Origin of the sequence: Gallibacter sp. Marseille-QA0791, from assembly GCF_965119705.1 — a bacterium.
Classification (GTDB): Bacteria; Bacillota; Clostridia; order Peptostreptococcales; family Anaerovoracaceae; genus Lentihominibacter; species Lentihominibacter excrementipullorum.
In genome coordinates, this window is record NZ_CBCPMH010000001.1 from 946,537 (window position 1) to 967,437 (window position 20,901).

The following is a 20,901-nucleotide window of genomic DNA, read 5'->3' on the forward strand; positions in this document are numbered from 1 at the left end:
GCTCCTTCCCTATTCTCCTTCACTCCAGCTGCCCCGGCAGCCTCAGCTTTTCCTTCTTTGGGAATCCGGCGTCAAACCGCGCCACCTCTTCCTCATCAACGAAATACCCATCCGGCGCGCTGTAATTTCCGGTAACATTCTCAAGAAAACCTTCTTTCAGCTCCTTTATGAGAAAATACGGAGCATCGGCTCCTTCGGGATCATCACCGTAACGTATGCCCCTTTCAGCAGCTGCTACAAAACCGGACTTTCCATAAAACCCGATATCTCCCTCTATGCAAACGACTTTCGCTCCCATTTCTCCGGCCTTTTCCAGCGAAAAGTCCACCAGCGCTTTCCCAAAGCCTCTCCGCTGCCAGTCGGGATGGATGCTGAGCGGGCCGAAAGTCATGACGGGGATTTCACTGCCGTCATCAGCCTGTATCTTTCCACGGACGTACATGATGTGACCGATGATGTCACCGTCTTTTTCCAGCACCAGATCCAGCTGAGGAACGAAGTCCTCCCTGCCTCTGTAACGATGCAGCACATAGTGTTCATAACATCCTGGTCTGTAGACGTTCCAGAATGCCTCCCGAACCAGATTTTCCACTTTCCGATAATCGTCAGGTCCTTCTGCGCGTATCCTGTAATCGTTTTTTTCTGTCATTTCATCTCACTTCCTTTTTCTTTTCCGTCGCGACCAGTACATTGATTTTACTTCTTTTTTTGCGGCGATTCAATCCCTTTCCGGAGGTTTGGCCGCTGCGGTTTTCACAGCTCCCGGCGAACACACATAACATATATGGAGTCCCTGATGACAAACCGGGACTCGGAAAGGAAAAATACCATGGGTATAACCAACGCCAATAAGGAAATAAGTACGGCCCGCATAAGCTGCGAGGAAACCTTCAATATAAAGTTATCGCTCACTGCTTCTCCGGATATCGTCAGCAACCCGACCGATATAGTCCTGTTGCTGGATCGTTCGCAGAGCATGGCCGGGAGTCCTCTCGCCAATCTGAAGAATGGGGTGAAGAAATTCATCGATATCATCGCGGATGCCACCGGGGGAACACAGGACGGTCAGATAGGCGCCGGAAGCCGCATAGGCATCGTGAGCTTTTCCAATACTGCTGTTGCCGACACTCAGCTCATCACCTCCGTAGCCGATCTCAAGGCTTCGGTGGATTCGCTGAGATCCGGAGGCTCCACAAACCACGGAGACGCGTTCACCAGGGGAATGGATCTCTTCGACGTCCAGTCAGCCAACGCCAGAGTGATGGTCATGTTCACCGATGGAGAAACGACCACCGGTCCCGCCCCCGCCCCTATAGCGGAAAACGCGAAGGACCAGGGTATAACCATCTTCTGCGTAGGATTAACCGGCAACGGCGGGATAGACGGACAGGCTCTCAACGACTGGGCCTCCGACCCATCATCCTCGTACGTGACCATAACCCCCGATGACACGGAGCTGGAAGCTATATTCGAAGATCTGGCTAAGAACATCTCCAAGCCCGGAGCTACCAATATAATTTTGAAAGACACACTGTCTCCATGCTTCAATATAATCTCCATTTCAACACCGACCAAAGGTACTGCCAATATCCTGACAGCCACCTCTGTAGAATGGAGAATAGACCAGCTGGGAGTTGACGGCAGTGAAGGAGCCGTCCTGGAATTCACTGTACAACACGTGGGAGACTGTGACGGAGATATGGCTGTCAACGAGAGCATCTCTTACAGCGATGCCGAAGGCAACGCCGCCATCTTCCCCGATCCGGTCATCAACATCGACTGCGGTGAGGTCCTGGTGACCGAGCCTTGCCCTCAGCCACTGGACATCACTATAGACGGCTGTGAGGATTCTCTGGTATTCGATTCCGGAGATTTGATGATGCAGTCTGCCGGCCGCATCCTTCAGCTCAGCGTGACGCTGAAAAACGTATGCCCCGGCAAACGCGTAGCGTTGGCGGCAATAGTAACCGAGGTGGATTCGGAGGGTCTTGAATACAAGAGAGGCTTCAAGACCATGACTATCCCTGCTCACAACAGGAACAGATGCCGTGATGTGAAAATAGACTGCATCAAGTTTGTCCTGCCGGAAGACCTCAGTGTCGGGGAAAATCAAGACGGCTCTTCTATCTGCGGAGACAGACAGTTCAAGGCCAGCTTCATCGCCCACTATATCGACAACGACTTTCAATGCTGCGACGTAGTTCTATAACAGGCTGATGCGATGCGTTTGCGCTGCAGCCTGCCTGGAGGAGCATACTGTAGAACATCCCATACACCCTTAAGATACAAGGCGAGACAGGAATGCTGCCTGTCTCGCCTTGTAATTATCTTTCATATGTGATTTTTCCATTCATCATGGTCATCTCGATCTTTACCTCATGGATCCTTCGTGGATCCACACTGAAAAGATCCTTTTCCAGCATCGTCAGGTCCGCGTATTTCCCGGCCTCAAGCGTCCCGATCTTATCTTCCATATGAAGCTGGTAAGCGGCGCTGGAGGTATAGCTTTCGAGGCACTGCTGCAAGGTCATGCCACTGCCTTCAGGCTCCAGCTCCGGAGCGTCCTCGACACCGTACATCTTCCTGGTCATCGCCATCTCTATGCTCTTCAGCGGCTCATATCCATACAGATCTACCGGCCTGTCGCTCCCCAGCGAAACCTTCGCCCCGTGATCGATGATAGGCTTCATGTAAAACGGATCCGAAGCCTTCTCGCTTATGATATTGCCCTTATTGGGCTTTCCGCCATAATGCCACACGCCTGTGGTGTTGGCGATCACATCATACTTTCCAAAGAGAGGCGCATCCTCTTCCAGTACATACTCGGTGTGGGCGTTGGTTATCCTGATATCATCATACCCCGCTTCGCGCACTGCCTTCGCCGCCATCAGCACTTCATGGATAGCCCTGTCGCCGATAGCGTGACAGTGGATGTCGAAGCCTTCGGACGCTGCACGCACGAAGAGATCCTGCAATTCTTTTCCTTCCAGAAGAGGCGCTACCACTGATCCGTCTTCCACGTAAGGTTCCATCATGCTGGCGCTCCTGGACTCGATAGTCCCGTCCAGTATCAGCTTATATGTATCCACCTTGTAGAGATCGCCCGCGTACTTGTCACGCCGCTCCCTGAGCCTTTTGAAATTATCCTCCAGATCGTCGACAGACCCTGTGAAGGCGCAGCCCGAAACACGGAGTCTGCAATTCTCTCCGTCGGCGTAATACTGCTGGAAAAACGGTATGCTGACCCCCTCCATATACTTCATGGCGCCGCAGTCAGCCAGTGTCGTGACGCCTGCTCTGCAATAATCGTCAAAAGCGTCGAGGTAACTCTGTCCCAATATCTCCTGATCGAAGAAATTTATCTTACCGAAAATCATCTCCTGCACATCTGTTTCCACCAGGTGCCCCGTAGGCTGCCCGTCCTCGTCCCGTTCAAAATACTGAAATCCCGGTACCGGATCCGGCGTTTCCTTCGTGATCCCCGCCAACTCAAAGGTCTTTGAATTGCACCAGCCCTCATGGCCTCCGCTGCCCAGGATCATCACCGGTTTATCAGGACACATGGCGTCCAGCACTTCTTTCCTCGGACCTTTCTCATCGTAAGCGACTTCCGGATATCCGATCCCAAAATATGTTTCCCGCTCCGGGTGCCGGTCTATGTATTCCTTTACCGCATCCTCGACCTCTTCCCTGGTCATATCCACACTCAGCAGTATCCCCGATGAGAAAAAGGCGCACAGCGACGGATGGCAATGCGCGTCGATAAAGCCCGGAAGCAGCATCCTTCCCCGCAGATCGTATCTAAGGACATCCGCCGCGGCCATTTTCTCCGCTTCACTCAGCGTTCCCACGTATAATATCCTGTCATCTCTTACCAGCAGAGCCTCCGCCTCCGGATAGTCTCCGTTCATCGTATATATCGCTCCGTTATAGAATAATGTGTCTCCCATATTTTCACCTCCGCTTTCCCTCATTTAAAAACTATTTTAAATATACAAAAAATAAAGACGATAAGATATCCGTTTCTTGCCGTCTTTATTCGCGAAGTTGCTCTACTTTTTTATATATATCCCTTCCTTCACATCTCGCTCTTCCAGACAAAGGCTGTCGCCGCCGCTGAGCCGCAGCCTTCGGTCGCCCATCTGGACGACGCACCCTCCCTCCGAAAGTCTCAGCGTTATGGTGACGGTCTCAGATCCTCCGCCTTCCATCGTCCCGAAGGCTTTCTCCACGCTGACGGCCTCCTCATCGAAGCCGGTCTTGCCCGGCGTATCGGCAGCCTTCGCCTTTCTGTATTTTACCGGAGACATATGAAAGCACATCTTGAAATACTTGTTGAAATACTGGTATGAAGAAAATCCCACCTTATCGGAGATGACGCCGGCCGGCCAGTCTGTCGCCAACAAGTAAAGCTCGGCCCGCTCCGCCCTCATTATTCCCAGCAGCTCCTGCAGAGAAAACCCGAAAGCGCGCCTTATCATATGCGACAGATAATACCTGCTGACTCCGTGAGCGTCAGCTATAGCCTGCAATGTAGGGGACTCATCATAATGATGACACAGATACACTATAATGCTGTTGATTCGCCTGGAAAGCATCTGGTTTTCGGCGAACTCGTTCTTCTCTTCCCTCACGATGTCGTAATTCTCTATATTATAGTTGTTCTTCAGGAAATCCAGCAGATCCCGCAGCTTTTCATCAGTCTGCCGACCTGATCCATCTCCTGTCTTCATGTCTGCCGCGAGAATCTCCCTGATCATCGTCTTTACCTGCTGGTGGAGATGACTATCCTTATTGTACAGGGTGGCCTGCCACATGAGGATGCCGTCCTTTTTCCCGTACAACTCCTCTCCACACTGTATTATAGCCGCGATATTGCCATTTTCGCTCCCCGCATCTCCCAGCGCATGAGTCTCATACGGATTTATCAGCAGGAAATCTCCTTCCTCCAGCCTGTAGGTCTCGTAACTTATCTTCACGTTGAGACTGCCTTTTATCAAATATAATATCTCACATCCGTCATGTATATGAATAGGATGATGTCTCACATTGACATACCGTATATCAGTACGCCTTCCGGTCCGGCATACGACCGTTTTCATCAAGGCCAATTTCTTATAATCAGACATTCTCACCATTATTTACCACCATTCCTGCCAGATAAATATTTCGCAGATCTCATCAAAAATTGTCAAAAAACTGCTGCAGCTTTTCCACGAACTCACCTATATGTATGCCGTCCACGAAAGAGTGATGAGCCTGGACCGAAACCGGCATCACCGTCCGCCCGTCTTTCTCGTGATATTTCCCCCAATCAAAAAGGGGCGTCGCGTTATCCCTCTTTCCCGAATTGGTATGTGAAATATGTGTGTATGTCACCCACGGCATAGGAGAGCACTGGAACACGTCGTTTCCCAGTGGGCCGGTAAAATATTCCTTCTGCGCCTGAGCTGCCTCCAACGCCGTTCGGCAGTACTCCGCCATGTCGTCTGTAAAAGGCACGTTCACTACTTTAAACAGCCGGTCACCCGGAGCCATATATGTAAAGGCCGTATCTATTCTGTCAAACAACACCACATTTCCGTCCAGGAAACGATATCTGAAAGCCTCTATCTCGTTGGCGCACTTCGAAACAGCGTAGACCATGGCCATAGTAAAAGAAAGGCCCTGCTCCTTCACCGCTTTTCTGAAATCGGTGATGTCGGCTTCAAAGGTCACACAGAAAGCCGGCTCGACACAGTCTCTGAAAACGGCGCAGTGGATCGCCCGCTCCCAGTTTCTCTCATCTACTATCTCATATCGGTTCATATTCCTTCCCTCCCGCCCGTCTCGTATTTCAGACCTTTCACTTTTTTCGAATTTCATAGGTGTGAATATCATTCCGTCGGCCGATCGACGGCTATCCGTATCTTCAGATCCCAATCTGTGATAAACCTCCACAGCATAGGGAGAAGAATTCACCGTGAACGTCCGGCCGTCGTACCTTCCCAATGAGGCTTATTGCCCCGTCGATATCTCTCCCCTCGATTTTTCGTATATCCATCCGCTCCTCCTCTCACACATTCAGCCTGTTTATCTCACGCTGCACCGTTTCCAGGAATTCCGCCGCCGGTATACCGTCCATCTGGGTGTGATGAAACTGAAACGACACCCGAAGGGTAGTCCTGAGCAGACCCTTCCTGTACCGTCCCCAGATAAGAAAGGGATTGTTATAGACTCCGGAATAGATATTTACCGCTCCATCGATGTCATATCCCGTCAGGGCCGAAGTGCCGATGACCATCCGCTCCTGACTCAGGTCGTATGGCTGCCCGCTGATCCCGACCTGCTTCGTCAGTCGCAGATATTCACGGCTGAACTGTCCCATATCATCGCAGAAGGGGATGTCGCAGGTGCTTATTCCCCCGCCTCCCAAATCCACCACCGTGCTGACAGCTATGCCGTCATAGACGATCATCTTATCGTCTTCCGGAAGCATATAAAACTCTTCCGTCTGTGACGCCGCCTTGCCGATGCACCAGCACATGAGCATGTTGAATTTATATCCTCCCTTGCGGCTGAGCTTCACCAGCCTCGTCACATCTATAGTCTTGAACAGCGTCACCATAGGCATGGGCGCCTTTATCCACATTTCAAAGGCCTGAGCCCGCGCCGTCTCCTTAGGGTCTGTTTTTCTCGTCATATCCTTCCTCCAGTCCTCTGTCACCGCCTCTTTGCTCTCATCACTCCGTAAAAATTCTGAGTCCTGCCAGCATATCGTGGAGCTTATGCTCGTCGAAAGGCAGATATTCGGCGATGGTGAAGCCCACTACATCGGACTCTTCTGTTATCATCCCCAACACCCGGGACAGCCTTTCGAAAGTCATTCTTCCGCCGCCGCTGCCGTCAGGCGGTCCCAGCTCCACTCTCAGCAACGGCTGGTTCTCATTGGCCGGAACGATATGAGACAGCAGCTCCGCACCGAAGTAATACGTGTCCAGCCCTCCGCTCAGGTAATCAGGATATAATAATCTTATGGTTTTCATTTTCATTCTCCTTCGCGACATCTGTCCTTTGACTTATTAAACCATTATACCGTTTCCCGGGAAAAACTCAATGCGTTTATCTCATGAAGCCCATAAAAAGCCCAAAAGGGCTCATAACCCGCTTCCGTGGCCTTTCCCGTCTGGCGTACTATCACCGCTTGCTGTCGTACATCCCTAATCTCAAATACCCGTCCCCGGTATTTATCGTCTTGAATTTATATCAGGAGTTAAATCCCCTATCGAAATTATACTTGATCTCATAAAAATGGAATTTTAAGTAGAACTTGCACCTGCCCATATCTGTCAAAATCCCGCCCCACTGCTCTTTTACAACCGACTGGCATGCCGACGTGCAGTGCAAGCCATAAAAATACCCCCTCATACCGCGATTTTTCGCCTGCTTTCCATCCGTCGACTATACTTACTTTTTAATTTTCACAGAAAAAAAGTATAACTAAATTCCCAAAAAATACATTGACCGCCATCTGATCCACGATTTTTCACTCAAATTCCATTCTGTCACACAACCTTGATATACAGATGCTATAATTCCTGTAACATGAAAATGAGGTGATAAAAATGGCATTGATCAGATGCCCGGAATGCGGAAGGGAAATCTCTCAGTACGCGGATAAATGCCCCGGCTGCGGCTGGCCTGTGCCAAAGCCGACGGCCAGAGAGGGTAATTACAGCGAATGCAGCAATTACGAGGACAGCTACGAGGAATATCTGCGGCAGCGCCGCCAGACCCAGCGTGACAGTGCGGCAAACGGTGCTGCAGGCAACGAGGGCAGAAGAGGCGGCAGCCAAAGACGCGGTGGGGATTCATCGGAGCAGGCCGGCAGTAAAACCGGCAGCCAAAGACGCAGCAATGAGCAACGCCGAAACGACGATCAGCCGCGAGAACGTACTAAAAAGAAATCCAGACGTTCCGGCGTTTCCGCGCCCAGGATGCCCCGCTCCGGCAGGAAAAAAGTCGTCCACAAGACCAAAAATAAAGGAAGCAGCGCAGGGACAATAGCCCTGGCCGTCATCATAACACTGCTGATACTGGCCATGGCTGCGGCAGCCGCTTATTACTATTTCTTCGTCTACAAGGATAAAAGCAACGGCCAGCCGGCTCAGACCCAGCAGACCCAGCAGACCCAGGAGCTTCAGCAGGAGCCTGCGGAATCCTTGCCGGAGGAAACACCGACTGAAAGCCCTGAGGCCGAACCGACATCTCCATCCACAGACAGTAGCCAGTCTCCGGAAAACACAGGGCTGTAAAGGAGGAAAATCACCATGTATGAAGTTGAAATAAAAGCATCTATAGGCGATACGTCTTTCCGCCAGCTGCTGAACAGCGCCGCAGATCTGGGATTTGCCTATTGTATGACCGTCAGGGAAACAGACGTATATTACAACGGTGTCGACAGGGACTTCATGAAGACTGATGAAGCGCTGCGAGTCCGAACATGCTCTCGATGGCAGGAAGGGAATCCAAAGGACTCGGAAAGCACGTTGACCAATGTTCCGGAAAACAGTTCCCAAGATATATCGAAAGAAAGCTTCATCACGTACAAAGGCCCCAAGCTGGATGACAGCTCCAGCACCAGGATAGAACATGAGATCAGGGTCAACGATCCGGATGAAGCCAGACAACTTCTCTCATCCCTGGGTTACATCCCGGTTTTTACCGTGGATAAGACTCGCCGTGAATTCAATCTCCCGGCCGGATCCGGACGGCCATTCCCCATTACCCTGTGTGTCGACTGCGTGACAGGTCTTTCCGCTCATATGGAATTGGAGACACTGGCCCCATCAGAAGACGCAAAGGACGATGCCCTTCGGCACCTCTTTTCCATTCTGGATGCGATGAACATACCCAGGGAAAATCTGACCAGAAAATCATATCTGGAGCTGCTGATAGCAGCCCAGACAGCCGGGAAATAAAAAGGAAACGAAAATGAGTTATATTTCCCGCATTATAAAAACAGGATGTCCCGTCAGCGAAAGTATCACGCTAACAGGACATCCCATTTTTTATAAAGTAATATTCTTATTCACTCACGGCCATCCAGATCTATCTCCGCACCCTTCATCACATCGAAGAAATCCTCATAAGGTATATACTGCCTGTTGATATCGCCGAGATACTTTGCCAGCTGATCACGAGCGAATATGGTGTCCACGGCCTTTGCCATATTCTTGTCAGTGAAGCTGTCACCGATCCCGATAGAATGGTCGTAATCATAAAACGCCATGACATCGGTCTTCCTGAGAAGCTCATTTCCATCGTCATATCCGGAAACAAGATGGATCTCACCGTTTTCCCGGGTAAGCTCCACGGCATGGAGAGCCGTTATCCTGTCCATATAAGGTTCCAGCTTTCGTTGAGAAAACTGACGGAAGCCACCCGATATGACTACCACCGGTATCCGCAGCTCCGCCATCCTGTCGAGGAATTCGCCAAATCCCGGACGTATCTCCACCGCATCGATATATTTGAGCATATCCGGGATCCACCGGGCAGGTCTGCCGTCATAAGCATAACGCACCACCTGACTGAGAGTCATCTCCCCTTTTTCCAGCTTCTTGTAGTATTCATAAAATTCCTCCTGCTTTACGAAAGGCTTTATGGCTCCCGTCAGGGTGTCTTCCGTCGTTATTGTCCCGTCAAAGTCGGTAAACACTATATTCTTGTACAATATACTTCTCCTTTAGCTGTTATTCCGGCCTGCTACATCATCAGTTCAAAATTCTTCCTGAGATCAGGATTCAGGAAAGCCAGCATCCTTGCCAGCTCCACATGATCCTTGGCATATTCCGTCACAGGTATATCTTTCATAGCCGCATCGATAGCCTGACGCATAGATCTGGCTCCCGCTTCACTCCCGTCAGGATGTCCATGAACACCGCCGCCTGCCGCCAGCATCACGTCTGTTCCCACTTCCTTGACGATTTTCTCTACAGCCATCTGAGTCGTTCCTCCGGAGCATGCATACATCATCGGCTTGATATGCCACCAAGGCTGAGTGAAGAACTTGAAGCTCCTGTAGAACATCTTGTTGGTCACAGGGAACTTGCCGAAAGGATGCCCGTTTATCTGGAAATCCGCCCCTGCCAATCGCGTTATCTTTCCTATCAGCAACGGTGCCGCGACTCCTGTATATGTGGACGCCGCCATTGTGCCAGCGTAATTCACGTGAGCCAGGATAGGAACGTTGATATCAGGATCATCAGCAAGCATCTTGAGAGTATCGTGACCGGCTGTATAGACATTCACCATAAGACAATTAGCCCCGGCTTCAAGAGCTCTGTAAGCATTGACCTTCACTTTACCCGTCTCATCGGTTATATTCACGGCATAGAGACTGTGCTCGCCCTTCTCCTCATATACCTGCTTCTCCTTCTCCATGAACTTTCTTACACGTTCCTCCAGTGGACAAAAGGGTCCGTCAGCCAACATCAGCTCATCATCCTTTATGACATCTACACCGCCCTTGCAGGCTTTGTAGAACAGATCAGCGCCTTCATCAGGGGTCCATCCTATATTAGGCTTTATCATGGCGTTGAGGAGCGGTCTGTCTTTGTCCTTGACGCCTATTGCCTCTCTCAGCCCCTCTACTCCGAACTTAGGGCCCTGGAACTTCTCGATGAACCTCTTAGGGAATGCTACATCTATGAGACGTATCATGCCCGACGCGGAGATGTTACCGAACAGTATGGTCAGGATGGAGGATATACTGGTGGAAAAATTCTCCATAGGATATGCCACCTGGATGATATACATAGGAGGTTCATCTGACATGTAGTCGCATCCTATATCCGGCACTTCATATATGGCTGCCAGCTTGGAGCCAAACCGCTTCGTCTTGTCCACCGAATCAGCTCCAACCTTTATCCACGTACCTGTCGTCTGCTCGTCTGCTATAGCCACGACCAGCTTCTCTATATTGGAAGTTGCCACCTTCGCCTGATACGTGGCGATAACATAATCCTCCGAAAATGCCACTTCAGGAAAAGTGTGCTTCAGGTTTTCCATTTCCAGTTTACGAATCATTTTATCCCTACCTTTCTATATTTGAGAATACATCTTCAAATGCAGCGAGCATCTGGGCGATAGTATCGTCATTATCGGCCATGCTCGTATATATCCTGCTGCCCGCCAGCGTTATGACGCCATTGGCCGTCAGCGCAGCTCCGAACTCCTCGATATACTGCTGACGTTCCGGTATCTTCCTGAAAATATCAGGGTCCTCCACGCTGAGATACATCACTCCCGATACTTCAAAATGTACGATAGAACCTGTGTTCCATGTCACGAACGGCAACTCGTACTTATCTATCAGTTCCTGGATCCCATCGCAGAGCTTATCCCCGTTCTCGCCCGCTTTCCTGGCCGCATCCTGCTTGATTATCTCATCTATGGCGAAGTAACCGGCTGCGCAGCTCAGCGGATTAGCTGTCAGAGTGCCTCCCACATATGCCTTCTTCTTTCCGGCTTTCACGCCTGCGGCCACGCACGACATTATCTCTTCACTTCCGCCTACACCGCCTGCCATCGGATATCCTCCGGAAACGATCTTTCCGAACACGGTCAGATCAGGCCGAACATTGAAGAAACCCTGAGCTCCTCCCGGTCCTACCCGGAAACCTGTGACCACTTCATCGAATATGAGGAGAGCTCCGAACTCGTCGCACAGCTCTCTGACCTTAGCCGCGAAGTCCTTCGATACCGGTCTTGTGCCGCTCTCAGGCCCAAAAGGCTCTATGATGACAGCAGCCGTACCTCCCTCTTTTTCGTTTTCCTCCAGGACTTTCCTGAGACTGTCGATATTTCCCGGGAAAAACTCTTTCGTATCTTTTGAAACATTTTCCGGTATTCCGTGAGCCTCAAATGTTCTGGTGTATGGGATGTGGAGTGAATAGACAAGCTGATCGCTCCAGTCCTGGTACTGAAAGGCTTCAGCGGCCTCTCCGTAGCAGCCGCCCTCTACGGGTTCTTCATCGTGGGAGGAGCGCCACTCACGTTGACGTTCGCCGCGGAATCCTGCTATCCGACATCCGAAGGAACATCCGAGGGTCTGCTCATGTTCGCCGGAAATGTGGCCGGTGTCATCTTCCTGGGTGCCGCCAGTCTTTTCGGGACCAACCACAGGATGCTGATGATAGCAATGATAGCGGTCACCATCTTCTACATAGTGCTGATGTTCTTCGCCAGAGAAGTAAAGCTGGAAAAATCATCTTCCGGCAAGTGATTCTGCCTTGCGGATCGACAAAACGGGCTGTGACGTATTCCTCCGTCACAGCCCGTTTTTCTGTAAAAGACAAAGCTCAAAGCTATCTCCATATCCTGGCTTTTTTCAATTCGTAATCTTCCGGCAAATCGAAAGGATAGAAACCTTTCGGCAGGTTCTTCCAGTCAAAGTATTCCAGATTAGACGCTCCCGCTCCCGGAGTATCCGCATAGCAGAAATCATCAGCAAAGGCGCTGTACGGTACTTTGAAAGACGTATTAGCCTTGACCACAATGAGATCATACAGCTTCGGCTCGATGCCGAAATGCCTGAGTATCTGAGGATCGCCCGACGCTCCCGGTTCTTCGCATACCATGATATCGATATTGCCGAAAGAAATGACAGCCGACATTCCCACATTGCACGGAAAACCTCTGCCTGCCGGTCCCTCCTGCCTGAAGGAGCCGTCGTGGAGGGAACGAACACGTCCTACAGCTTTCAGCGGCCCAGGCATTCCCGGCGTAAATCCGGCTCCTACCGAAAATTCCGCAGAATTGCCCACGCCAACTTCAAAGGCCTTTTTAACGGCCTCCGGATCCTTTACGAACATACCCGCTGAAACAGTCGAGCCTCTTTCCATAAGTCTGATGGCCGGAAGAACGCTGTCTCCTACGGCACCTCCATTAGGCGAATCGGCAGCATCGACCAGTATGACCGGTTTTCCCGTGGTATTGTTCTCCGCTTTATCTATGACCTCATCAACCGTCATCAGATCCGGCCAGAATTCATCGCGATTCTCATAGAGACGTTCCGCCAGCATATCCGCGTACTTTTTCGCTGTCTCCTCATCAGAGGCTACAGCAATTACCGTAGACCCGATCTCTTTGATATCCAGCCACGGCTGCACCTGAAGCACGCTGAAATCCAACAATTCTCCATCCTCCACCAGCTTTTTTCCACTGTCTATTATATCCTTGAACACCCCTTCCAGAGATGTGTAGCCGGTAGGAGGCACCATCATCGGTATCGTAGTCGCCGCCAATTTCACCGGCTTCCCTGCCAGCTTATCCATGCACAGGGTAGCCGCTCGATATCCGGCCTCGTAAAAATCTACGTGAGGATAGGACTGATAGCTGCATATGATGTCCGCGTTCTTCAACATCTTCTCCGTTACATTGGCATGGAGATCACATGATGCTGCGATGATCTTATCCTCTCCCACCAGATCCCTGAGAAACTGCAGAAAATCTCCGCATGCGTCCTCTCTGCTCACTGTACAGGTAGCCCCGTGGAGAGATACGCAGACAGCGTCAAAATCCGTTACTGATCCGACGTAGTATTCCATCCTTTCACAGAGAAGCTCAAAAACACTGTCATCGACGATACCCCCTGACGGTCCATAGAGGGAAATGGTCGGGATCACCTTCCCGCCCTTTTCCTCCACACCATCTATCATGCCGTGGAACGCGCATGGTATCTTCCGGCAAAGGTCGTAAGCCTCCTGTCCTTCCGCATATCGCACAACCTTGAAACCCTCCACCGACATGACTACAGGATTGAAGGTATTCGTCTCTTCGTGAAATTCACAGATCAATATTTTCTTTTCGGAGTTCACTCCCATCATACATCATTCCTTTCAATATCGGATATCGCAGCCTGCGGGAGGCAGGAATCTCTCCTCCCGCAGACCATCGACAATCGCCGCCGCCTGTATATCAGTATTTGCCATTCAACTCGTCGTATATCCCGCTGAGAGCCGGATACAGTTTGACATATACGTCGAACATCTTTTCATAGGTTTCAGCATATTCGCTTCTCGGCTCGAATGTCTTGTTTATTCGTACGGCGTCATAGATGGCGTCATAGTTCTCTATCTTGCCAAGACCTACCATGGCGCAGTAGTAAGCTCCCATAGCTCCGGTATATCTAGGACTTTCCGGAACTTCTACCTTTACCTGGAGGACGTCGGCCAGCATCTGCATCCAGACATCACTGGCCGCTCCGCCGCCCACTACTCTGATAGAGGACAGTTTCAGCCCGTTCTTCTCTTCATATGTCTTGAGGTAATTTCTGTGAGTGTAACATACGCTTTCCATGACAGCTCTTACCATATGGCGTCTGTCATGGACGGACGTGACATTGAGGAACAGCGCCTTGGCGTTCTTTGCCAGCGGCGGAAGTTCTCCCGTCAGCCAGTGAGTGGCGATGAGACCGTCGCTTCCCGGAGCTGTCTCGCTCACTTCCCTGTCCACGAGGCCAAAAACATCGTCTCCCAATATCTTTCTCTCAGCGTTGTAGAACTGATCGACAGCCCAGTCGAAAGCCATGCATCCCGTCTGCAGCGAGAACATCGCAGCTTCAAAATTCTTATCGAAGGTGAACCACTGCGGCGAATAATTGTCTCTTCTCTCACGCATCAGCTGCACCAGCCACGACGATGTACCCATGTAAATGTGGACCATATTTTCCCTGCAGCATCCCGTTCCTACGGTAATAGCCGGCAGATCTCCGAAACCTCCGAATACTGGTATACCAGGCACGAGCCCCATTTCATGAGCCGACTGCTCGTTGAGCTTGCCCACTTCATCGGTCGCCGGCTTGATAGGCGGGAATTTATCCAGATCTTCTTTAAGGCCTGCCGCTTCAAGGATCTTGTCATAGAGCTCCTGCATCTTCGGATTATATGAATGGATGAAATCGTCAGATGGCTCCGTTACGAAGGCTCCTGTAGCCTTCCATTTCAGATATGTGTTGAGCCCCATTATCCTGTTGGTGTTTTTCCAGATATCAGGTTCCTTTTCTTTCAGCCACATCAGTCTTGGCCAGTACTCCTGTCCCGTACCAACAAAGAATCCGGCGGCGTCGTTGAGCTTCTTAGCCTGTTCGGCCGCTCTGGCGTCTGCCCATATTATGCTGTTATAGAGAACATTGCCCTTGTTATCCACCGGAATGATGTTTTTCCAGTGCGCTACGAATACGAGGCCAATAACATTTTTAGGATCTATCTCGTTTTTTTCAACCAGTTCCTTGGTCGTATCACAGATATTCCCCCATATCACGGCCGGTTCTATTTCAGCCCAGCTGGCTTCCTTCTGTATCAGCGGATTGTCCGCTCTGGCATCGCCTATCACTGTACCGTCACTGCTTATCAGTACGGTTTTAAGGGCAGTCGTTCCGCAGTCATATGCGATAATGTACTCTTTTTTCATAATTACCACCTTTTCCTCTCATTTGTGAAACAGTATCGGTACTTATGCTTTTCTCTTGTATCTGGACAGATACATGTTGATGAACATAGCTATCAGACAAGGCGCTGCAGTCACATACCAGCCTACCGTCCAACTGGTCTGATCAGCCAGCCAAGGCACGAATATAGGCGCGATGATACCGCCTGCTCCGGCTACCAGCAGCACCAGACCTACTCCCGAACCGGACGCTGCGCTTCCAAACAAATCAGCAGGAAGTGACAGCCCCGGGCCATTGGTTGCCGGCACGCCCCATCCCGCGATGAGAGCGACCAGCAGCGCGCATCCGATATTGAGCGGTGCCAGATGCGGCATCAGGACACTTCCTACAAGACCTACGAACAGAGCCGGCCAGATATTGGCCCATGTTCTCGCTTTAAGAGCGCCATGCTTAGCTACTCTCTTATCTGATATCCAGCCTACAAGCGGCGTAGAAATGATGGCAATAAGCCCGTTGAGCAATACGACGAGCGCCACATCGCCAGCCGAATAATCCAGCGTATACAGATACTGTGCCAGATATGCGTACATTCCATAGCAGTTGAAGAAGCAGCACAGTGTCGACAGTCCCAGCAACCAGAGAGCCGGTTCTTTGAAGAGACTTCTCTGCTGTTCCTCTTCCACAGTCACTTCCTCCTGCTGCTGTTCCTCTTCTTCAAGAGGAGGAGCTACTCTGACCATAGCATAGAATATTATCGCTCCTATGATGGATATAGCGGCGATCACCCAGAAAGCGTTCCTCCATCCCATTATAGGCGTGAGTATACCTCCAACATATCCGCCGAAAGCCGAGCCTACGCCGATAGCTCCCAGCAGGATCCCGAGAGCAAGACCTCTCTCCTTTGTAGGGAACCATGAGCTGACAACGTGACTGGTGAGCGCTACCATGCATCCGCAGCCCTGAACGAATCTCAGCAACAGAATGATGTAGTAGTTGTTTACGATAGGAATAAGCGCCGACGCGATGATAAACGCGACGATAACGACGGTGAAAACTTTTCTCCATCCGAATCTTCCTATCAGCTTTCCTTCGATAAATCCACCGATAACATATCCTGCTATCTGCATGGATGTTCCCGCCTGTATCAGCGGTGCCGACAAATCGAACGTTTTAGAAAGTTCGTTTACCGCTACAGACCAGGATGTAAGCGACATGTACACTATAGTGAGCATGAGAGTACATCCGATAAGAGCAGCATACTTGCCTTTTGCAGAATTGCCTTCCATGTTCTACCTCCTTGTTTTCTGTTAAAAATGTGTGAAGAAAATGTTTATTTCATTGTAATTTTATGAAGTTTCATGGATTTTGTCAATAGTTACCGCAATAAAATGCAACCAAATACATATAAATACAGCTAAATGCAATCGACTGCATCCCTTCCGACGCCTGCTGTCAGCCGCAATATCCGCCTTTCCGAGTGTTCTACCGAAAAAATTTTTTCGAAAGATAGCATGTGCTTTTACCTGATTTTGTGATATGCTTAGAACAAAGCCACAATATATCTGTGCAATTAGACAGAAGATCCAAAGAGAGGTATACGATGCTCGCAAAAGAACGCCAAAACAGGATACTGGCAATAATACGTGAAAACAATTCCATACGCATGGCCGACATCATCAAGGAATTCCATGTGTCCCACGAGACGGCCCGCAGAGACCTGGACGCGTTGCAGGATCAGAATCTTATAATGCGTGTCCACGGCGGCGCCATACTCGCCGAAGAGAAAGCCACTTCTACAAGTATGGCAGGCCGGACAAATCAGACAGATCAGTCATCCGCTCAGGCCAGCGGCAGCTCCCAGAGCACAGCCCTTCTTTCGGAGCCTTCTCAGGCCACAGCTCTGCAGTCATCCCGAACGCCCTCCGGCATGGCCGAGAGAGCGGCCATAGGAAAGTCGGCCGCTTCTATGATAAAGGAAGGAGAGACGGTCTTCCTGTCGGTAGGCCTGACTGTACAGCAGATAGCCAAGGCGCTGCGAAAGAGAAAGAACATCACCGTGCTGACCAACTCGGTATTAGTGCTCAACGAGCTTCTCAACTCCGATATCCAGGTGTATATCCTGGGCGGTATGATCAACAACTCCGAGAACAACATCGAAGGCCCTCTGGCCCTCCAGACGCTGATGAACTTCTACGTGGACATCGCCTTCATCGGCGCGGGCGGTATCACCCGTGAGCTGGGCATCTCAGATTACAGCCTCGAGGTAGCCAGACTCAACGAGCACATCATCCGCCACGCCAGAAAGTCCGTATTGGTAGCCCATTCCAAAAAATTCGGTATCAACTGCATGAGCGTCACCTGCCCGCTGGACGGCGTGGATACCATAATCTCCGATACCAATCTGCCGGCCAGTGAACAGGAATATCTTATAAAACAGGGCATTGAAACGGTGTTGGTCAACAGGTGAACTCCCCTTTCCAACACCGGGTATTTAATATCACTGTAAATCATTGATCAATTCATATATACGAAATATCCTGGTTATTTTAGAGATAATTCTGCACTTCATATTCCCCTTTAATTATTTAATAATAGATACCAGCATACTTCTTTCATCCAGCCTTTTAATCTTTTCGTCATTCATGAACCGTCCAGTATTCCAGCCCGAAGATGCTTTCACGCACGCATACTCGCATATCGTCGCCGATATCTATCTCTTCGTATTCGCTTTTAGTCACACTGAACTGCGCCTCTTCACCTCTCCAGTCGGCCCAGACATACCAGTCTCTGTTCTTTCCTGAAGTATAGCTTTTATCGGATATCGTGATCTCATCGTGATGATCCACATCAAAGGTGAACAGTAAATTTACCGGAAAAGATACCGAAAAGGCGATGGCAATGACCGCGAAAACGACAGCGAGATTTCTCAATGCCCGCTGCTTCACCGTGATTCTTGAGGATTTAACGACAAATGGTATCAGAAACAGCACCGCAATAACGCCTGTCGCCACCAGCCAGTCTGAAAAATCCTGATCGTATATATCCGATACCATAAGCAACATCAACAGTGCGAGTACCACACCAAAAAACGGGAGACGCAGCAGATCTTTCTCGGCCTTTTTGCTTACCGTCTCAAAGAATATGTAAGGGTAAAACTTTATGTAAACCCCATAGGTTGTCAAAACTACAGCGATATAAAGAAAGAGCATGACCCTTCCACCTATAAGGAACGCCACAACGTCCACGGCGATCAGAGTCCAGCCCATGATTTTCAAACGCTTCCTGATTTTTCTCACGTCCTCGACCGCGCATTCATCGCGGAATTCCTCTACCGTGCCGTCGATATTGGCAACCCCTTCGTAATACTTTCTCTGCGCCCTGTTCAATGCTGACCAGTAACGGCTTATATCCTCGTCTTTTTCCACCATCTCCTCGACATCGATGATTTCCAGAGTTCGGGCAGGCGAGGCAGCCAGCGCCTCCAGGAAACCGCCAGCCATCATGGTATCTACAGTCAAAACACACCTGTCGCTTTTATCGACAATGTTAAAGTTTACCTGGTTATGTAAACTTGCTATCAGTATATAGGAAATATCCTCATAGGAAATGTGGTTACTCTTCTTTAATATGTAAGATGCGATGATTTCCCTCTCAGTAAACATCAGATATTGCTTCCCATACGCGACAAGAAGAAGACCTCCCAGCGCCCCAAAAAGACAAGTCAAAGCGATGAAGCCCCACTCTCCCGTGACTACGCAGACCACCGCCGCTATCAACGCTATTATTACTCCCACTACCCCTGTCATCTTAGTGATTTTATGAAGTCTTACGACTGTCGGTTCCATAAATGCCCCCACTATACGCAGTCCCGACACGCACCTTATGACAATCCGACCGATCTGACAACCGAATCAGGACACATGCCATGAACTATCTTCTCATATTTCTCTCTATGCTAATGCCATTTGGATCCAACTTTATATCGAAACGGCTACAGAGTCCAACGCGGATTTAAAAAGCCAAACGGATCCAGAAATATTTTACCATCTAGGCGCGGAGGCTTCTACTATATTTAAAATTCTTGTATAAAATATCGCTTTATACCTCGGTGTCTGTTTCCAAATTTACATTTCAAGTTTGTACGCTTATCTAACATCATCAGCGTGCTTTTTCCTTTCAAATACTCCATGAAACTCGACACACTCTTCTTCAGTGATATACTCAGCACTAAATGCGCATGATCCAATATCAGATGCCCCTACAGTATCTCTGCCTGTGTAATTTTCACCGCTTCGGCCTGTCCACACCGAGCACGGTCGCCATACCGCAAAACAGGGAACATGCGCACAGCGCGTAAATGGCCCATGAGGAATGCCCGGTAAAATCCATATACGGATTGTAGCTGTCCATGACCCGGGCAGTAAGCAGTATGATGCTGCATATCACACACACATGAGCCGCTATCTTTCTTATCGTTTCAAACCATCTCATTTCAAATTCTCCATGATAAATATCCCATCCGCTACTTTGTTATCAGGTTTATAAGGCTTGTTTACCACTCTGTCGCCCATAGTCATGAACGCGGTATGTCCTCCGTCCAGATTGTATGCGACCTTGCATCCCAGATCCTCGAACAGCTTTGCCATCTCTCCCAGGAACATGCCGCGCGAAGTCGTTTGTCTCCCGTCTACAACCAGCAGACAGTAATGCCCCGGCTCATAATACCCTATGGCCGTTCGTGGATGGGATTCCTGTATGTAGTCGCGTATAGCGAAGGACGTTTTCGCCTTCCCATTTTCATCCAGCAGACTCGGCCCGAATATCCAGCTCTGGTACGCCCCCTCGTCTATCAGCTTCTGTCCGTCCATGGGCCCTGGCTCATGGATTTTCATCGTGCCGTCCCTGTATAGTATACAAGTCTCCGTATCACTGCTGTTGGAACGATACAACGTCCCGTTGCGTATGATGACCCCATTGTCCCGCTGGAGATTATTGCTGTACGAATCTCCGTTTACAGCGAGCACAGATTTCATCCTTTTCGACATGCCCCGCAGCGTTTCCGAAAATCCTGTCCCGTATGTATCTTCCGCAAAGGCAGTCTTTATGCATGAGATGTCGCTGACGTAGATATCAGCCAGCACATATGCTGTTCTCGTCCCATATGCTTCATGGACTCCGCCGCCCGATCTGTCCAGCCGGTTTGTATCGAAACTGTTGTATGTAAGCTTCACTGACAGATCGGGGCTGGTATAGCTGGTATCAGTGGATACGACAGTGTCCGTAAACTTATCGGCGAACTTCTCATGCCAATCGCCTGATGCTGTTTTCCCCACTGATATATCTGTCGCAGCAGCCGCAAAGGTATGCGGCATGAGGTAGAAATATCCCCATATCCCTGTCATCAATACTACTGCTGTCAGCACATCGCACAGCAGCATCAGAAAAGCTCTCTTCATATCCCATCACTC

Annotated in this window: 19 protein-coding genes and 2 pseudogenes; 4 read left to right on the top strand and 17 right to left on the bottom strand. The window is 50.0% G+C overall.

What is annotated here, in order from left to right:
• Positions 1-19 precede the first annotated feature (19 nt).
• Entirely contained in the window at positions 20-649 is a 630-nt protein-coding gene (locus tag ACQY69_RS04315; RefSeq protein WP_428258933.1) for a GNAT family N-acetyltransferase, read from the bottom strand.
• Positions 650-796: 147 nt separating this feature from the next.
• On the opposite strand from ACQY69_RS04315, the gene ACQY69_RS04320 reads away from it, so the two are divergent.
• Positions 797-2,209, top strand: coding sequence for a vWA domain-containing protein (locus tag ACQY69_RS04320; RefSeq protein WP_428258935.1), 1,413 nt, complete (start codon positions 797-799; stop codon positions 2,207-2,209).
• Positions 2,210-2,324: 115 nt separating this feature from the next.
• Here ACQY69_RS04320 and ACQY69_RS04325 read toward each other — a convergent pair whose 3' ends face one another.
• The 6 genes and pseudogenes from ACQY69_RS04325 to ACQY69_RS04350 form a co-directional block, all read right to left on the bottom strand.
• Positions 2,325-3,950 (bottom strand): amidohydrolase, encoded by a 1,626-nt coding sequence (locus ACQY69_RS04325; RefSeq protein ID WP_428258937.1) that lies wholly within the window; start codon positions 3,948-3,950, stop codon positions 2,325-2,327.
• Between the two features lie 102 nt (positions 3,951-4,052).
• Complete coding sequence (locus ACQY69_RS04330; RefSeq protein WP_428258939.1) at positions 4,053-5,138, bottom strand: helix-turn-helix domain-containing protein; 1,086 nt, start codon at positions 5,136-5,138, stop codon at positions 4,053-4,055.
• A 43-nt stretch (positions 5,139-5,181) separates the two neighbouring features.
• Complete coding sequence (locus ACQY69_RS04335; protein WP_428261013.1) at positions 5,182-5,808, bottom strand: CatA-like O-acetyltransferase; 627 nt, start codon at positions 5,806-5,808, stop codon at positions 5,182-5,184.
• A 102-nt stretch (positions 5,809-5,910) separates the two neighbouring features.
• A pseudogene (locus tag ACQY69_RS04340) lies at positions 5,911-5,961 on the bottom strand (hypothetical protein); the annotation flags it as partial.
• A 94-nt stretch (positions 5,962-6,055) separates the two neighbouring features.
• Positions 6,056-6,682: a CatA-like O-acetyltransferase, family 2 gene (locus ACQY69_RS04345; RefSeq protein ID WP_428258940.1), complete on the bottom strand. Its 627-nt coding sequence runs from the start codon at positions 6,680-6,682 to the stop codon at positions 6,056-6,058.
• Between the two features lie 40 nt (positions 6,683-6,722).
• Complete coding sequence (locus ACQY69_RS04350) at positions 6,723-7,025, bottom strand: hypothetical protein (RefSeq protein ID WP_428258942.1); 303 nt, start codon at positions 7,023-7,025, stop codon at positions 6,723-6,725.
• Positions 7,026-7,604: 579 nt separating this feature from the next.
• On the opposite strand from ACQY69_RS04350, the gene ACQY69_RS04355 reads away from it, so the two are divergent.
• Both ACQY69_RS04355 and cyaB read left to right on the top strand, forming a co-directional pair.
• The gene (locus ACQY69_RS04355) at positions 7,605-8,294 is read left to right on the top strand and encodes a hypothetical protein (RefSeq protein ID WP_428258944.1); all 690 of its coding nucleotides are present in this window, start codon (positions 7,605-7,607) and stop codon (positions 8,292-8,294) included.
• 15 nt (positions 8,295-8,309) lie between these two features.
• Positions 8,310-8,960, top strand: coding sequence for a class IV adenylate cyclase (gene cyaB / locus ACQY69_RS04360; protein WP_428258946.1), 651 nt, complete (start codon positions 8,310-8,312; stop codon positions 8,958-8,960).
• Between the two features lie 110 nt (positions 8,961-9,070).
• Here the strand turns inward: cyaB and ACQY69_RS04365 are convergent, their stop codons facing one another.
• The 6 genes from ACQY69_RS04365 to ACQY69_RS04390 form a co-directional block, all read right to left on the bottom strand.
• Positions 9,071-9,715 carry an HAD-IB family phosphatase gene (locus ACQY69_RS04365; RefSeq protein ID WP_428258948.1) on the bottom strand — a complete coding sequence of 215 codons (645 nt, stop codon included), beginning with the start codon at positions 9,713-9,715 and terminating at the stop codon, positions 9,071-9,073.
• Between the two features lie 32 nt (positions 9,716-9,747).
• Entirely contained in the window at positions 9,748-11,070 is a 1,323-nt protein-coding gene (locus ACQY69_RS04370; RefSeq protein WP_428258950.1) for a RuBisCO large subunit C-terminal-like domain-containing protein, read from the bottom strand.
• Between the two features lie 7 nt (positions 11,071-11,077).
• Positions 11,078-12,166 carry an aminotransferase class III-fold pyridoxal phosphate-dependent enzyme gene (locus ACQY69_RS04375; protein WP_428258952.1) on the bottom strand — a complete coding sequence of 363 codons (1,089 nt, stop codon included), beginning with the start codon at positions 12,164-12,166 and terminating at the stop codon, positions 11,078-11,080.
• Between the two features lie 184 nt (positions 12,167-12,350).
• Positions 12,351-13,871, bottom strand: coding sequence for a M81 family metallopeptidase (locus tag ACQY69_RS04380; RefSeq protein WP_428258954.1), 1,521 nt, complete (start codon positions 13,869-13,871; stop codon positions 12,351-12,353).
• A gap of 91 nt (positions 13,872-13,962) precedes the next feature.
• Positions 13,963-15,456: a xylulokinase gene (locus ACQY69_RS04385; RefSeq protein WP_428258956.1), complete on the bottom strand. Its 1,494-nt coding sequence runs from the start codon at positions 15,454-15,456 to the stop codon at positions 13,963-13,965.
• A gap of 42 nt (positions 15,457-15,498) precedes the next feature.
• Positions 15,499-16,719 carry an MFS transporter gene (locus tag ACQY69_RS04390; RefSeq protein WP_428258958.1) on the bottom strand — a complete coding sequence of 407 codons (1,221 nt, stop codon included), beginning with the start codon at positions 16,717-16,719 and terminating at the stop codon, positions 15,499-15,501.
• A gap of 314 nt (positions 16,720-17,033) precedes the next feature.
• Between ACQY69_RS04390 and ACQY69_RS04395 the strand changes: the two genes are divergently transcribed.
• Positions 17,034-17,900, top strand: coding sequence for a DeoR/GlpR family DNA-binding transcription regulator (locus tag ACQY69_RS04395; protein ID WP_428258960.1), 867 nt, complete (start codon positions 17,034-17,036; stop codon positions 17,898-17,900).
• Between the two features lie 169 nt (positions 17,901-18,069).
• Here ACQY69_RS04395 and ACQY69_RS04400 read toward each other — a convergent pair whose 3' ends face one another.
• The 4 genes and pseudogenes from ACQY69_RS04400 to ACQY69_RS04415 form a co-directional block, all read right to left on the bottom strand.
• Entirely contained in the window at positions 18,070-19,278 is a 1,209-nt protein-coding gene (locus ACQY69_RS04400; protein ID WP_428258961.1) for a hypothetical protein, read from the bottom strand.
• Positions 19,279-19,517: 239 nt separating this feature from the next.
• Positions 19,518-19,691 (bottom strand): annotated as a pseudogene (locus ACQY69_RS04405) (transposase); the annotation flags it as partial.
• Positions 19,692-19,717: 26 nt separating this feature from the next.
• Positions 19,718-19,924, bottom strand: a complete 207-nt coding sequence (locus ACQY69_RS04410) for a hypothetical protein (protein ID WP_428258963.1) — start codon at positions 19,922-19,924, stop codon at positions 19,718-19,720.
• Positions 19,921-20,889, bottom strand: a complete 969-nt coding sequence (locus ACQY69_RS04415; RefSeq protein WP_428258964.1) for a phosphodiester glycosidase family protein — start codon at positions 20,887-20,889, stop codon at positions 19,921-19,923. Before ACQY69_RS04415 ends, ACQY69_RS04410 begins: the two co-directional genes overlap by 4 nt.
• Positions 20,890-20,901: the final 12 nt, after the last annotated feature.

Bases quoted from the DNA above. Each gene is read 5' to 3' on its own strand.
- ACQY69_RS04315 (WP_428258933.1), bottom strand. From the start codon at position 649: ATGACAGAAAAAAACGATTACAGGATACGCGCAGAAGGACCTGACGAT.
- ACQY69_RS04320 (WP_428258935.1), top strand. From the start codon at position 797: ATGACAAACCGGGACTCGGAAAGGAAAAATACCATGGGTATAACCAAC.
- ACQY69_RS04325 (WP_428258937.1), bottom strand. From the start codon at position 3,950: ATGGGAGACACATTATTCTATAACGGAGCGATATATACGATGAACGGA.
- ACQY69_RS04330 (WP_428258939.1), bottom strand. From the start codon at position 5,138: ATGGTGAGAATGTCTGATTATAAGAAATTGGCCTTGATGAAAACGGTC.
- ACQY69_RS04335 (WP_428261013.1), bottom strand. From the start codon at position 5,808: ATGAACCGATATGAGATAGTAGATGAGAGAAACTGGGAGCGGGCGATC.
- ACQY69_RS04345 (WP_428258940.1), bottom strand. From the start codon at position 6,682: ATGACGAGAAAAACAGACCCTAAGGAGACGGCGCGGGCTCAGGCCTTT.
- ACQY69_RS04350 (WP_428258942.1), bottom strand. From the start codon at position 7,025: ATGAAAACCATAAGATTATTATATCCTGATTACCTGAGCGGAGGGCTG.
- ACQY69_RS04355 (WP_428258944.1), top strand. From the start codon at position 7,605: ATGGCATTGATCAGATGCCCGGAATGCGGAAGGGAAATCTCTCAGTAC.
- cyaB (WP_428258946.1), top strand. From the start codon at position 8,310: ATGTATGAAGTTGAAATAAAAGCATCTATAGGCGATACGTCTTTCCGC.
- ACQY69_RS04370 (WP_428258950.1), bottom strand. From the start codon at position 11,070: ATGATTCGTAAACTGGAAATGGAAAACCTGAAGCACACTTTTCCTGAA.
- ACQY69_RS04380 (WP_428258954.1), bottom strand. From the start codon at position 13,871: ATGATGGGAGTGAACTCCGAAAAGAAAATATTGATCTGTGAATTTCAC.
- ACQY69_RS04385 (WP_428258956.1), bottom strand. From the start codon at position 15,456: ATGAAAAAAGAGTACATTATCGCATATGACTGCGGAACGACTGCCCTT.
- ACQY69_RS04390 (WP_428258958.1), bottom strand. From the start codon at position 16,719: ATGGAAGGCAATTCTGCAAAAGGCAAGTATGCTGCTCTTATCGGATGT.
- ACQY69_RS04395 (WP_428258960.1), top strand. From the start codon at position 17,034: ATGCTCGCAAAAGAACGCCAAAACAGGATACTGGCAATAATACGTGAA.
- ACQY69_RS04400 (WP_428258961.1), bottom strand. From the start codon at position 19,278: ATGGAACCGACAGTCGTAAGACTTCATAAAATCACTAAGATGACAGGG.
- ACQY69_RS04410 (WP_428258963.1), bottom strand. From the start codon at position 19,924: ATGAGATGGTTTGAAACGATAAGAAAGATAGCGGCTCATGTGTGTGTG.
- ACQY69_RS04415 (WP_428258964.1), bottom strand. From the start codon at position 20,889: ATGAAGAGAGCTTTTCTGATGCTGCTGTGCGATGTGCTGACAGCAGTA.